Genomic DNA, 13,002 nt, shown 5'->3' with positions numbered 1-13,002 from the left:
AAACATGGAAAGAGCGTATCATTTATGGAACCCGTTTACGGATCTGGAGGAATTTCTGCCTTATAAGGATGTAGGTCCTATGACTATAGTCAGAGGAGAAGGCCCTTTTGTTTATAACGAAGCCGGAAAAAAGTTTATCAATGCCAGCGGTTCTTTATGGAATGTGGCAGTTGGACATGGAAGAGAGGAGCTTGCGGATATAGCATTCGAACAGATGAAAAAACTCTGCTATTCATCCTGTTTTCGCCAGACTCATCCAAAGGCTTGCGAGCTTGCAGATTGTTTGTGTGCGCTGACTGGGAATTACTATGATAAAGCTTATCTGGGAAGCAATGGTTCGGAAGCAGTTGAAACGGCTCTTAAGTTGACGAGACAGTTTTTTCGCCAGAGTAAGGCAGAAGAGAAACGGGGGAAATATAAAATCCTGTCCTTTAAAGGCTGTTATCACGGAGTAAGCTATGGAGCCATAGGTCTGTCTGGGGATGAGATCAATGAAAAGCTGTATGCGCCGCTGCCGGGAGGACTTTTGCAGGTGGAACCGCCTTATTCCTATCACGGGGCATATGGAACCAAAGACCAGGCGGAATGTGAATTGAAATGTCTGGAAGAAATCCAAAGAGTGATCGAGAGAGAAGGACCTGATACAATGGCTGCCTTTATTGCCGAGCCGGTTATGGGAGAAAGAGGAATTATAACAATCAGTGACAGCTTTTTTGATACTCTGATGGAACTGTTAGATCGGTATGACATGCTGATGATTGCAGATGAAGTGACCACAGGATTTGGCAGAACAGGAGAACTTTTCGCCACAGACAGGTGGCGGAAACGGCCGGATATCCTCTGTCTCGGCAAGGGAATCAGCAGCGGTTATCTCCCGGTTTCCGCCGTATTGGCAACAAAAGAAGTTTATGAGAATTTTAAAGGTGAGGATCACTATTTTCAGCATGGAAGTACTTCCAGCGGAAATCCCGTATGCAGTGCAGTGGCTCTTGGTAATATTGATATTATTCTTCGTGAGAATCTGGTAGAGAACTCCAGGAAAACCGGAGAATATTTAATGGGAAAAATAAGGAGTCTGATGGAAGAAAGACCTGTGCTAGGTGAGGTTCGGGGACGTGGTCTTATGATTGGTATGGAGCTTGTTAAGGACCGGGTTTCCAGAGAACCGTTAAGCGAGTCTGAGATGTTTGAAATAGTTGCTGACTGTGCTTCCTTGGGAGTGATTGTTTATTATAACAGAAATGTGATTGCGCTGTTTCCGCCTCTTATTATTACAAAAGATATTGCAGATCATATTTATTCTGCATTAAAGACAGCATTGGATACTGGTCAGAAAGAAGAGATTCTGAAAAAGAAGAGGTTATTAAAAGAGTTAGTTACTTCTAAACTGAGAACAGCCAATTCATAAGTGAAAGGGGAAGAGGCAGTTGAATTTATTTTGTATCCCCTGTGCTGGCGGTAGTGCGGTCATGTTTAAAAAAATACAGGATCTGCTGCTTCAAAATGTAACGGTAAGGCCAATGGAACTGGCTGGCAGAGGCAGCCGTTTTGCGGAAGAACCTTATGCAGATGTGAGCTGTGCCGTGAATGATTTATATCAGAAAATCAGTGGCTGGATTGACCAGGAGGACTACTGTATCATGGGCTTTAGTATGGGCGGGATTCTTACCTTTGAATTGTGCAGAAAGATTGGGCAAATGGGGAGAAAACTTCCTTCGGGAGTTTTTTTCCTGGGAGTAGAGCCACCCCACATTAAATCCGGGACAGAATATCACAAGCTGGATGATAGGGAATTTAGACAGGCAATGATCTCCATAGGCGGAATACCAGAGGAAGTATCACAATGTGAGGAACTGTTTGACCTATACTTACCTGCCTTAAGAGCGGATTTTCAGCTTTGTGAGACATACTGTTTCACTGGGCAGATCATTAAATTTGATTTTAATTTTTATTTGATTAATGGCTTAAATGATTCAATCAGCCGCTGCGTTTTGGATCAGTGGGCATGGTATTGCAATAAGTGCCAATTGGATTTTGTACCAGGTGTTCATTTTTTTATAAATACCAATACATCAGAAACCTGCCGTTGCATTAACAAAGGCTTAAAGGAAATATTAAATTGTTGATTGTATGAAATAAACTCAAAGAAATCACAGCAGGGGATAGGTATGGTATTTGTCAATTGTATGGATATAACAGAGTGCAAAAATGAACTTTACGAGAAAGCCATTCATATAGTTTCGGAAGAAAGGAGGAAAAAGTCAGAATGTTATCGTTATGTAGATGATTCCAAAAGGTGTATTTGTGCTGGCTTATTACTTCAATATGGATTTTATCACAAAGTTGGTCAATTAAGTGAAATTGAAATCACGTACAATGAATTTGGAAAGCCATTTATAAAAAACAGGAAAGAATTTAAATATAACATAACGCATTCTGGGAAGTGGGTGGCAATTGTATATGGTACCACTGAGGTCGGAATAGATGTTGAGAAAATTCAGGAAGGCAGAGAAGAGTTAGTGGATTTTTGTTTCTCTGAAGAAGAAAGATTTACAATTTATAATCACATAGAAAAAGAAGAACGGCTAAAACAGTTTACAAAACTATGGACTATGAAAGAAAGCTATATAAAATTTCTTGGAACAGGACTTTCAACAGGTCTGAAATCATTTTCTGTAGATGCCACGGAAGGATTGATAACCAGTAACGATGGTAAGTTAAAAAAGGATTTAAGAATAAGAAGTTACCAATTTGCTACAGATTATTATCTATCTGTATGCAGTACGGAGGATGAGATTTGCATCCATAACGTTTCGTTGAAAGAGGTAGTAAACTTATTAGAATGCATGCATGGATGCAGGAGCTGTTTACAGTAGCTCACAGAGCTGCTTATGAGTGGGAAAGCCAACGCTTTACCCACTCATTTCAAATTCATATATTAAATAATTAAAAACGTTACATAAGGCTTTTAACAAATTCTACAGGGTACATGGTTCTCTCCGCAGTTTCCTCAACGCTAAGCCCCTGTGCTAAAAAACGTTTTGCCACACTTGCCATGCTTTCAGCCACTTCAACTATAAATTTATCATAGTCATAAAATCTAATAACCCGCTGTCCCCACGGATATTCTTTCGCCTTGTGAATAAATTCAATTCCTTCTGTACTGCCGATTTTATCCTGCCAGTAATCCAAATCCTCCACTTCAAAGTAAAGCTGAAAGTTGTTCGGCTGTGTTTTGCCGGGCAAATCTGCGCCAACAAGTTCCGCATAATCAGATTGCAGGGAAAATCCGCTAAAAGCCACATGTGCTCCCATATCCATTAGAACCTTTTGCTCCATCACAGTTTCATAAAATTGCTTTGCTTTCTCCATATCAGATACGGCAATCAAAGTACCTTGATATTGCATATGATCACTCCTTTTTCGTTTTACTAAATTATATATCAGAATTTAGCAATCTCGCTGTAAAAATCGGACATATGATCCCGGTACTCCTGAGGAGTAATACCACAAATAGCCTTAAAATCATGGATGAAGTGAGGCATATCATAAAAGCCAGTTTCCATAAAAACCTGGGTTAAGTTATAGTCGTGTCGCTGTAAAAGCCGGATAGACCTGTTTACACGTACAAGGCGGGAGAATGATTTTATCCCTACCCCCATATATTCGTCGAAAAGCCGTCCTAAATGACGTTCGCTATAAAAAACATTCTGCGAGAGCTCTTTTACAGAAAAAGTTCCGCCGCTATTTATAATTAAATTACTTGCCTGGGAAAACTCCTGGCGATAAAAGGTACCTTTTAGATGGGCAAGAAACAGCCGGTCCATTTTCATAATTAGTTCTTGAATACTTAACGATGTTTCCAGTTCATTTGCCATCAGGCGGTTCATAGAGGAATTGATATGTTCAAAGTCAAGGACACAATCTGTTATTTCTTTTTGCGGCATTCCGCTAAAGGCATAATATCCAGCAGGCTGAAACTCTACAATAAACAAAAGGCTGAAATTATTGGCTGACTTGCCAACAAAGGAAGGTTTCGTAATGGGTCCAAATAGGTTGCCATGGATATGGCTGTCAGTACATGACAGCACAAGTGTAGCACTCCCGTGAGGCATAACAGCGTAATTATCTGACATCATACCGATATCTGGAAAAGTAATTGTGTAATTAGAAATGAAATTTCTAAGCTCTGAATGTGGTCGAATATAAATAAAATCATTGCCCCGAATTAGTACACGGCTATTTTTCATATAGTTTTGAATTGAATTCTTCATAAGCATGACACCACCGCCTTCCAGATTTCATTTTACTAAATTAACTTTTATTAAACAAGTAGAAATCAGGTAATAATAAGGGTGATGAAATTTAATTTAAGGAGTCAGCAAATATGGATAAAGCACCTAAAATAGAAGTTTGCTCATACTGTTCTGGATTTGATGTCAATGAGTTAAAGAATAAAGGAAAGGTAAAGATCAGCTGCATCGGAAAATGTTCCAAACATAACCCGGATTTAAATGGAAAAGTATATGGGTTTTTGAATGGTGTATTTACAGTTTGTGATACCAAGGAAGAATTCTTTGAAAAGATTGATAAATTAGAACCTTTTCAACTAAATAGTAATGAGAATCCTTTGGTTGACGCATTTCTGGAGCACCTTGAAAAGTGGAGGGATGAGCATGAAAAACTGCGGGAGCTTTGCCTTGCCTGTCAGCTGACCGAAGAATTAAAGTGGGGACAGCCTTGTTACACCTTAAATAATAAAAACGTAGTTATAATTGGAGGATTTAAAAATTATATTGCCCTAACCTTTTTTAAGGGAGCATTGCTAAAGGATAAAGACAGAATGCTTGTTCAGCAGACGGAGAGTGTTCAGGCTGGCCGGCAGCTGAGATTTACCTCAGTGGAGGAAATTTCTGAGAGAGAAACAATGATCAAAGCATATATCGAAGAATCCATAGAAATAGAAAAGGCTGGTTTAAAAGTACCTGTTGAAAAGAAAGCGGAGATCCCGATTCCCGATGAACTGCAAATAAAGTTTCATGATGATCCTGCGTTTAAAAATGCATTTTACGCATTGACACCAGGGCGTCAAAGAGGGTATATTTTTTATTTTAATGGAGCCAAGAAGTCTGAAACCCGAATATCACGGATTGAGAAGTGTATGGATAAAATCTTTCATGGGTTGGGGATTGATGATTAACTGTCTGATATAGAAAAGCGAAGTGGGGTCACATCACCCGACTCCGCTTTTCTATTATAAGTTGAATGTCTTTCTGAACTGGCTGGGTGTTATTCCGTGAATTTCCTGAAAAGCTGCGGTGAATTTCGATGGATTTTTATACCCACACAGCTCAGCAATATGATGAATACTTAAATGATCAGAGGAGAGAAGCTGCATGGCCCGCTTCATTTTTTCCCTTCTGATATAATCATAAAGAGGAATATGATAAGTGTTTTTAAAGCTGAGGCGAAGTTTGCTTTCACTCATATCTGCAATTTTTGTCAGTTCACTCATGGAGGGGACGTCCAGAATGTTTTCATCAAGTTTTTGCTTTACAGCATACATTTTTTTCTCATTTTCCCATGTTACATAATTCCGTCTGTTATTTCTCCGATCTGGAATAACAGGATAATTGCGTGCAATGGAACCAAGAAGGTGAATCACCATGCCCTCAAATGCAAAGGGCGGCATATCCCCATTTCTGATTGCCCAGCGGATCTGCTCAAAAATGAGCATGGTACCCGGGGTATTCAGATGCTCTGTTTCCCACGATTTCCAATCTTCAATACTGATTTTAGGTGCATTGTCTCTTGCCTGCAGGAAGGGCTCTAAAAAGTCCTGGTAAATTAAAATGCTGGTAAAACAGGTATGGACGTTCTTTGGAAAGGTAAACTGGAACGCTTTTTGAGGATTTATTAATTTATGGCATATGGGGGAAAATGTAGTCGCAGCTTTTCCCTGCTGTGAATAAATAATATCGCCGCAATCAATGCAAAAAAGCCAGAGACATGGTTCTTTAATATCAATTTTATGAAAAATTGTCTGATTGGGCGTAAACCACGCACTGGAGACATAAAGCCCCGGAGCAGGTGAGACTTCCACAATCCAGCCGTTTGACCAATGGGGCGGAAAATAATGCCCAGTACCCGGTCCATAAGGGGTTTGACGGAGGTTATATTTTTTTGCCATGGAACCCCAGGATGCATCATCATATTTGTTCATTAAAAGCCTCCTTCTTTCGTGAGATATTGAAAGTATACTGGAAACAAGAGTTTTATGCAATTAAAAGTACTCCATTTTGTTTTAATTATGATCCAATTATAAAGCAGAGAGAAAGGAAAATGAGCCAAAAATACTTATAAACACAGAGTTTTTTGAGTTTAAAGAAGAGTAGGACTTCCTTATGTTGGATTACAGCTATATTGACGATTATTTTTTATTATGCTAGTATTTATTAGGTTAGTCTAAACTAACAAAAACTCAAATCTTTCATGATACACACATAAAAAGTATACGAGGAGAATGGATATGAAAAAAAAAGGGCTGTTACTATGCTCCATGATGTTATTATTCGTTTTAGCAGGATGTGGAAATGCAGAAAAAGCAAATAATAAAGGGACAGATACTAATAAGATTGATACGGTCATGGGAGAGATTGAAGTGCCCCAAAAGCCGGAGCGTGTGGTAGTGAACTGGTATATCGGCGATGCTTTTTCTCTGGATTTAAATGTGGTGGGCTATTCGGCCTGGGCACAGGAGACCATGCCATTTTATGATAAGTTTTCAACATCTGCAAAGTTGGAAAATTGGGCTGCAGAGGATATTATGGCGGTAGAGCCAGATCTGATTATTACATATAACACAGCGGATTTTGAGAATTTTAATAAAATTGCACCTGTTTTAGTGATTCCCGAAGGGGAGGTAACTCCGGCAGAACGGATGAGAATGATTGGCAAAGCCACAGGAAAAGAAAAGGAAGCGGAGGCACTGATCACAACATTTGATGAAAAGCTTGCTGCGGCAAAGGCAGAGTTTCAAAGTGAGACATATGAGGGAAAGACCTTTAGCATTATGGAAGACTGGGGATCTACCGGCGAGTGGAGTGGTGTAGCATATGAAACCGGCTCCAGAGGCGGCACCCTGATTTATGACTATCTTGGGTTAAAAATGCCTGAAAAACTGGAAGAACTGATTGCCAAAACAGGAGAAAACAGAGGAACGCTCAGTTATGAGGTCGCTCATGAATATTTTGGTGATTATATCTTGTGGTTCCAGCAGGAGGGAAAGGAATCCGAATATGCAAAGTCTGATATCTGGAAGAGCATACCTGCTGTTTTGGAAGGCAGAGTGGCGGAAATTCCGGGAGAGTACCTTGGATTGTTTTACTATGATGATATCGCCAGTTTAACTGCACAGTTAGACTATGCCATTGATGCCATCAAAAAAATATCGGAGTAATCATAGAAGGAGAAATCTGCATGTTAAAGTTCAAAAACAAAGGTGCAATATTACTGGCCTTTGCCATAGGCATTTCTGTCTCAGGCTGCGGTTCAAAGCCGGCGAAAACAGCAGCGGAGGGATCGGCAGAAATCAGAGTAATCAGTACGGAGCAGGGGGAGATAGAAATACCCGCTGATCCCAAAAGAGTCATTGTGACATATTGCGTGGGGGATGCCCTGGCTCTTGGAATTACGCCTGTAGCAACCTATGATGCAGCTGGCACGGCTTATGCAAAAGAATTGGAAGGAGTGCCTGTTTTTGGAAATTTCGAAGCAGAACAGTTAATCTCTTACGAGCCAGATTTACTGATTGTTGCCAATCAGGAACAATATGATATTGCTTCTAAAATAGCTCCCACAGTTCTGCTTCCATTTACAGCGTTGTCCATGGAAGAGCGGGTACGCTTTATGGGTGATGTATTAAACAGACAGGAAAAGGCAAATGCAGTTCTGGACCAGTTTCACCAAAAGCTGGAGGAGGCAAAGGCTTCTCTTAGGGATAAAAATGTTTTGGATAAAACTTTCAGTGTGATTGAAAGTGACGGAAACGGTGGTATTTGGGTTTACGGTGATAAATGGGGACGTGGAGGAGATTTATTATACAGTCAGCTGAAACTTCAGGCGCCTGAAATTATTGAGAAGGAAATTATCGCAGGGGAACAACACAGAGATGTTTCCATGGAGGTCATTAGTGATTATATCGGCGATTATATCATAATTGCCAGAGGTCTTGAGGAATTAGAGGGAAACACAATCTGGGAATCTTTGCCTGCGGTTAAGGCAGGAAATGTGATTCCTATTGATTTTACCTTGTTTTATGATATTGATATTTACTCCTCAAACGTACAACTGGATTATCTGTTAAATGCTCTGCTGAAAACACAAGAGTAATGTTATTATCACCACGGAAAGGAACAACACCATGAAAAATACCACAACAAAGGGATGGAAGGGTTCCATCAACTTTGCCTTTTACATGGCTCTTGGATTTGGATTTTTATTGATTGTTTCGGCAGCCTCCATTACATTTGGTGCTGCCGACATGAGAATTGCCACTGCATGGGAGGCGGTTTTTCAATTTAATCCTGAATTAACAGAGCATCAGATTATACAGACACTGCGTCTCCCCAGAACTGTGGCGGATTTAATGGTAGGCTGCAGTTTAGCCATTTGCGGTGCAATCATGCAGGGGACTACCAGAAATCCACTGGCTGATTCCGGACTGATGGGAATTAGTTCGGGGTCAACGTTTGCTATGGCACTTTGTATGGCATTTTTGCCCATGCGGACATACGGACAGACCATGTTGTTTGCGTGTATGGGTGCCGCTGTCACAACGGCAATGACTTATTTTATTGCATCTATGGGAAAGGGAGGAATGACACCCCAGCGCCTTGTTTTAGCGGGAATTTCAATCTCCATGCTGTTTGGTGCATTCAGCCAGTATATTTCCATCAGATATCATTTGGGACATGCTCTTGCTTATTGGACAGCAGGAGGAACGGCGGGGGCTAAATGGAGTGAGCTGCTGACTGTTTTTCCGGCTTTTGGTCTTGGTGTGATTGGAGCCGTTGCACTTTCACCTTCCGTCACAGTGCTCAGCTTAGGAGAAGATGTAGCCACGGGTCTGGGATTAAAAACAAGATTTGTGAAGGGAATTTCTACGATTATTGTGCTCCTGCTTACAGGACTTTCTGTAATTATTGTTGGTCCGGTTGGTTTTGTGGGTTTAATTACTCCTCATATTGTCCGGTATTTTGTGGGAGTAGATTACCGCTATATTATTCCAGCATCAGGACTGTACGGCGCGTTACTTACGGTTTTTGCGGATCTGTTAGGAAGATTAATCAATAAGCCTTACGAAACACCCATAGGCATTATCTTTGCCGTTATTGGTGTTCCTTATTTCCTCTATCTGGCAAGAAAACAAAGGAGGGAATTTGAGTGAAAAAGAAAGGTTTTATTCTGTTGATTATGACTGTTCTCATGGTGCTGGTTGCGATTATCAGTATCAATTCAGGTAAAATGAACCTTACGCCTGCAGAGGTAATGAGTGTGATTTTAGGAAAAGGAACACCGAAGCAGAACCTGATTATTATGGAATTTCGTCTGCCCCGCATAATACTGGCGGTCTGCGTTGGAATTGGCATGGGGATTTCAGGCTGCATCATGCAGAGTCTGTTAAGAAATGATATGGCAAGCCCGGGGACTTTGGGTATCAGCTCCGGTTCAGGACTCTTTGTATTAATTTTTGTTGTAATTTTTTCAGCAAAGTCCAATTCTTCGGCAATCTTAATGCCTTTATTATCTTTTGTGGGCGGGATGACTGCCGCGGGGTTAATTTTTCTTCTTTCTTACCGGAAGAACAAAGACATTTCCCCCACAGGATTGATTTTAACGGGTGTGGCATTGGGAAGCGGTTATGGTGCATTAACCACACTGCTTACTCTGAAACTGGACCAAAATCAGATGGAATTTATACAGCGTTGGAGTGCAGGCAGTTTGTGGGGAGATGACTGGCGGTATCTGGCCATTTTGGTACCATGGACAGCCATTCTGTGCGCATATGCATTATATAAATCCCATGTGCTGAATATTTTAAACCTTGGAAATGAAACGGCTACAGGGCTGGGTACTGCGGTAAAGCCGGAATTTATGGGGCTGACGGTGGCGGCAGTTGCTCTTTCTTCTGGAAGTGTATCGCTGGGAGGCAATTTCTTTTTTGTAGGAATGATTGCCCCTCATATGGCAAGAAAAATCGTTGGTTCTAACCACAAACTGCTTCTTACAGCGGCTGGACTGTGCGGAGCGATCATCGTTCTGCTGGCAGATACCATAACAAGAACCATCAGCCTGGGGACGGATGTACCTACGGGCATTGTAATTACAGTGCTCAGCACACCATACTTTTTGTATCTATTGGCAAAAGCAAATAATTAAGGAGTACAGTATGAACAGTATTGCAACAGAAAACTTAGACATTGCGTATGACAATGCACTGATTGTTGAGAATCTGGATATGGCTATCCCTCATAATAAAATCACGTCAATCATTGGCCCGAACGGATGCGGAAAATCAACGGTGCTTAAGGCAGTCGGGCGTATTTTAAAGCCGAAGAAAGGCATGGTTTATTTAAACGGCGGTGACATTTCCACTTTACCCACAAAAGAGATTGCAAAAAAAATGTCGATTTTACCTCAGACTCCTTCGGCACCTGGTGGATTGACAGTAAGTGAACTGGTTGCCTACGGAAGATTTCCTCACCAAAATGGCTTTGGAAAGTTAACAAAGGAAGATAAAAAAATAGTCGAGTGGGCAATTTCAGCAACAAAGCTTTCAGAACTTACGCATCGGGAGGTAAACACCTTGTCAGGTGGTCAGAGGCAAAGAGTCTGGATTGCCATGGCTCTTGCCCAGCAGACAGATTTGATTTTACTGGATGAACCCACTACATATCTGGATATGGCTCATCAGCTGGAGGTGCTGGAGCTTTTATACAGTTTGAACCGCAATCAGGGGTGTACCATTGCCATGGTACTTCATGATTTAAACTTAGCAGCGCGTTTTTCTGATTATATGATTGCCATCCGCAGTGGAAAAATCATACAGCACGGGTCGCCTAAGGAAGTAATGATTCCTGAGGTTTTAAAAGCGACCTTCTCGATTGATGCAGAGGTTGTGCATGAATCCAGAACGGGAAGACCGGTTTGTCTGACCTATTCGCTGTTACATCAGGAAGACTTACCAAAGAGGGAGGCGGTTTCTCTATGAAGATAGCACTGCGGATATTTTGCGAGGCAAAAAAATATCGGGTCTTTCTGGTGTTTGCATTTTTAGCCCTGGTGGTATCTACAGTAGCCGGATTTTATACTCCGTGGGCATTAAGAGAGTTAACCTCTATTGCCACAGAGGGAAGGAGAGATTTTGGCACAGAAGCCTTACGCATCGGTCTGCTTTTGCTGGGGACAGCAACGCTGCAGGCGGCGGGTGCATCGGCTGCAGGATATATGAACCATTATGCGGCACTGCATTACGTGGCAGATTTACGCAAAATGCTTTATGGAAAGCTGCAGAATATGAGCCTGAGTTACTTCCACAAAAGCAGAACTGGCGACCTTACCAGCCGGGTGGTGAATGATACATTAGATGCAGAGGTGCTTTTGGCTCATGTAATCCCTGATTTTATTGTGAATATCCTTACCTTTATCGGGGTCGGCATACTGCTGTTTACAATTAATGTAAAACTGGCTTTTATGAGTCTGGTTACCATTCCGTTTTTATTAGGGATTACTCTTTGGCAGGGACATCACGTTTCACCCGTATGGAAGGAGAACTCCCGTGTGAGAGGAGCGCTTGCCGGCAAGGTTCAGGACAACCTTTCAGGAATGAAAGAAATACAGATTTTTAATCAGCAGGGTCATGAAGAAAATAGTATTGCCCACCTTGCCATGCTCCACAGCCGGGCCTATCTTCGTGCCAGTTTCTTTTTTGAAACATCATATCCTTTGCTGGCATTTGTGACTGCACTGGGCACAGTTATTGTGGTAATTTACGGCGGACATTTAGTGGGAACAGGAGAGGTAAACATTGGCGACATTGTTGGTTTTGCCATGTATTTATCTATGTTTTATGGACCAGTGAAAAATTTTTCCGCTCTTGTTGAACGCTCTGGAGAGGCGGGAGCAGGATGCAAGCGTGTTTTTGATGTGCTTGATGAAATTTCAGAGGTGAAAGAAAAAGAAAATGCCATTGTTCTGAAGCGGGTTAAGGGTGAAATCGAGCTGAGAGATCTGACCTTTTCCTATCATGAAGATATTCCAGTGATGGAAAATATTAATTTAAAAATACAAACAGGACAGACGGTGGCGCTGGTTGGAACCACAGGTGTGGGAAAAAGTACCATTGCAAACCTGATTAACCGTTTTTATGATCCTCAAAACGGAGCGGTTTATATTGATGGAATTGATATTCGGGATGTAACCCTTTCCAGTCTGCGCAATAATATTTCTATGGTATTACAGGATACCTTCTTATTTAACGGCACAGTGTATGAGAATATAGCCTATGGCTGGAAAGGTGCCACGAAAGAAGATGTACTTGCTGCGGCAAAAGCTGCCAATGCCCATGATTTTATTGAAAAAATGGAACATGGTTACGACACAACCATTGGAGAAAGAGGTGTCCTGCTCTCTGGGGGGCAAAGGCAGAGAATTGCCATTGCCAGAGCTATTTTAAGAGATTCCCCCATCCTGATTTTAGATGAAGCAACCTCTGCTTTAGATACCAAAACAGAAATGGAAATTCAGGCAGCGTTAAACGAGATATCGAAAACCCGTACCACCATTATGATTGCACACAGGCTTTCTACAACCCGGGATGCAGATTTGATTGTGGTGCTTAATGGAACAGGCATCGCGGAAATGGGCAGCCATGATGAACTAATGGAAAGAGGCGGGATATTTGCTGGCCTGCATGGCGTCCATGCATGATGAAAGGAATAT

Annotated in this window: 13 protein-coding genes; 10 read left to right on the top strand and 3 right to left on the bottom strand. The window is 41.5% G+C overall.

Annotation, left to right across the window (positions count from 1 at the left end; translation table 11 throughout):
* Positions 1-4 precede the first annotated feature (4 nt).
* From BXY41_RS12530 to BXY41_RS12520, 3 genes are read left to right on the top strand one after another with little or no spacing between them, the layout of a single operon-like run.
* Positions 5-1,408 carry an aminotransferase family protein gene (locus BXY41_RS12530; RefSeq protein WP_104437197.1) on the top strand — a complete coding sequence of 468 codons (1,404 nt, stop codon included), beginning with the start codon at positions 5-7 and terminating at the stop codon, positions 1,406-1,408.
* Positions 1,409-1,427: 19 nt separating this feature from the next.
* Positions 1,428-2,126, top strand: coding sequence for a thioesterase II family protein (locus tag BXY41_RS12525; RefSeq protein WP_278321420.1), 699 nt, complete (start codon positions 1,428-1,430; stop codon positions 2,124-2,126).
* A 42-nt stretch (positions 2,127-2,168) separates the two neighbouring features.
* Complete coding sequence (locus BXY41_RS12520; RefSeq protein ID WP_104437195.1) at positions 2,169-2,876, top strand: 4'-phosphopantetheinyl transferase family protein; 708 nt, start codon at positions 2,169-2,171, stop codon at positions 2,874-2,876.
* 79 nt (positions 2,877-2,955) lie between these two features.
* Here BXY41_RS12520 and BXY41_RS12515 read toward each other — a convergent pair whose 3' ends face one another.
* Both BXY41_RS12515 and BXY41_RS12510 read right to left on the bottom strand, forming a co-directional pair.
* Positions 2,956-3,408, bottom strand: a complete 453-nt coding sequence (locus tag BXY41_RS12515; protein WP_104437194.1) for a VOC family protein — start codon at positions 3,406-3,408, stop codon at positions 2,956-2,958.
* A 35-nt stretch (positions 3,409-3,443) separates the two neighbouring features.
* Positions 3,444-4,274: a helix-turn-helix transcriptional regulator gene (locus BXY41_RS12510; protein WP_242980188.1), complete on the bottom strand. Its 831-nt coding sequence runs from the start codon at positions 4,272-4,274 to the stop codon at positions 3,444-3,446.
* 113 nt (positions 4,275-4,387) lie between these two features.
* Between BXY41_RS12510 and BXY41_RS12505 the strand changes: the two genes are divergently transcribed.
* Positions 4,388-5,200, top strand: coding sequence for a YdeI/OmpD-associated family protein (locus BXY41_RS12505; protein ID WP_104437192.1), 813 nt, complete (start codon positions 4,388-4,390; stop codon positions 5,198-5,200).
* A 54-nt stretch (positions 5,201-5,254) separates the two neighbouring features.
* Here the strand turns inward: BXY41_RS12505 and BXY41_RS12500 are convergent, their stop codons facing one another.
* A complete protein-coding gene (locus BXY41_RS12500; RefSeq protein WP_104437191.1) occupies positions 5,255-6,223 on the bottom strand; it encodes a helix-turn-helix transcriptional regulator in 969 nt (322 codons plus the stop codon).
* 306 nt (positions 6,224-6,529) lie between these two features.
* Here BXY41_RS12500 and BXY41_RS12495 point away from each other — a divergent pair, with 306 nt between their 5' ends.
* The 6 genes from BXY41_RS12495 to BXY41_RS12470 are packed head-to-tail and all read left to right on the top strand — an operon-like array spanning position 6,530 to position 12,990.
* Positions 6,530-7,459 (top strand): ABC transporter substrate-binding protein, encoded by a 930-nt coding sequence (locus tag BXY41_RS12495; protein WP_104437190.1) that lies wholly within the window; start codon positions 6,530-6,532, stop codon positions 7,457-7,459.
* A gap of 20 nt (positions 7,460-7,479) precedes the next feature.
* Entirely contained in the window at positions 7,480-8,391 is a 912-nt protein-coding gene (locus BXY41_RS12490) for an ABC transporter substrate-binding protein (protein WP_104437189.1), read from the top strand.
* 31 nt (positions 8,392-8,422) lie between these two features.
* Entirely contained in the window at positions 8,423-9,448 is a 1,026-nt protein-coding gene (locus BXY41_RS12485; protein ID WP_104437188.1) for a FecCD family ABC transporter permease, read from the top strand.
* Positions 9,445-10,440: a FecCD family ABC transporter permease gene (locus BXY41_RS12480; protein ID WP_242980187.1), complete on the top strand. Its 996-nt coding sequence runs from the start codon at positions 9,445-9,447 to the stop codon at positions 10,438-10,440. Before BXY41_RS12485 ends, BXY41_RS12480 begins: the two co-directional genes overlap by 4 nt.
* 10 nt (positions 10,441-10,450) lie before the next feature.
* Entirely contained in the window at positions 10,451-11,272 is an 822-nt protein-coding gene (locus tag BXY41_RS12475; RefSeq protein ID WP_104437187.1) for an ABC transporter ATP-binding protein, read from the top strand.
* A complete protein-coding gene (locus tag BXY41_RS12470) occupies positions 11,269-12,990 on the top strand; it encodes an ABC transporter ATP-binding protein (RefSeq protein WP_104437186.1) in 1,722 nt (573 codons plus the stop codon). The genes BXY41_RS12475 and BXY41_RS12470 overlap by 4 nt, the downstream gene beginning before the upstream one ends.
* Positions 12,991-13,002: the final 12 nt, after the last annotated feature.

Origin of the sequence: Lacrimispora xylanisolvens, assembly GCF_002934545.1 — a bacterium.
GTDB classification, from domain to species: domain Bacteria; phylum Bacillota; class Clostridia; order Lachnospirales; family Lachnospiraceae; genus Lacrimispora; species Lacrimispora xylanisolvens.
Note: the sequence above shows the minus strand (reverse complement) of the source record. Positions and strands in the feature narration are given on the sequence as shown.

Coding starts and splice junctions, on each gene's coding strand:
- BXY41_RS12530 (WP_104437197.1), top strand. CDS start 5: ATGGAAAGAGCGTATCATTTATGGAACCCGTTTACGGATCTGGAGGAA.
- BXY41_RS12520 (WP_104437195.1), top strand. CDS start 2,169: ATGGTATTTGTCAATTGTATGGATATAACAGAGTGCAAAAATGAACTT.
- BXY41_RS12515 (WP_104437194.1), bottom strand. CDS start 3,408: ATGCAATATCAAGGTACTTTGATTGCCGTATCTGATATGGAGAAAGCA.
- BXY41_RS12510 (WP_242980188.1), bottom strand. CDS start 4,274: ATGAAGAATTCAATTCAAAACTATATGAAAAATAGCCGTGTACTAATT.
- BXY41_RS12505 (WP_104437192.1), top strand. CDS start 4,388: ATGGATAAAGCACCTAAAATAGAAGTTTGCTCATACTGTTCTGGATTT.
- BXY41_RS12500 (WP_104437191.1), bottom strand. CDS start 6,223: ATGAACAAATATGATGATGCATCCTGGGGTTCCATGGCAAAAAAATAT.
- BXY41_RS12495 (WP_104437190.1), top strand. CDS start 6,530: ATGAAAAAAAAAGGGCTGTTACTATGCTCCATGATGTTATTATTCGTT.
- BXY41_RS12490 (WP_104437189.1), top strand. CDS start 7,480: ATGTTAAAGTTCAAAAACAAAGGTGCAATATTACTGGCCTTTGCCATA.
- BXY41_RS12485 (WP_104437188.1), top strand. CDS start 8,423: ATGAAAAATACCACAACAAAGGGATGGAAGGGTTCCATCAACTTTGCC.
- BXY41_RS12475 (WP_104437187.1), top strand. CDS start 10,451: ATGAACAGTATTGCAACAGAAAACTTAGACATTGCGTATGACAATGCA.
- BXY41_RS12470 (WP_104437186.1), top strand. CDS start 11,269: ATGAAGATAGCACTGCGGATATTTTGCGAGGCAAAAAAATATCGGGTC.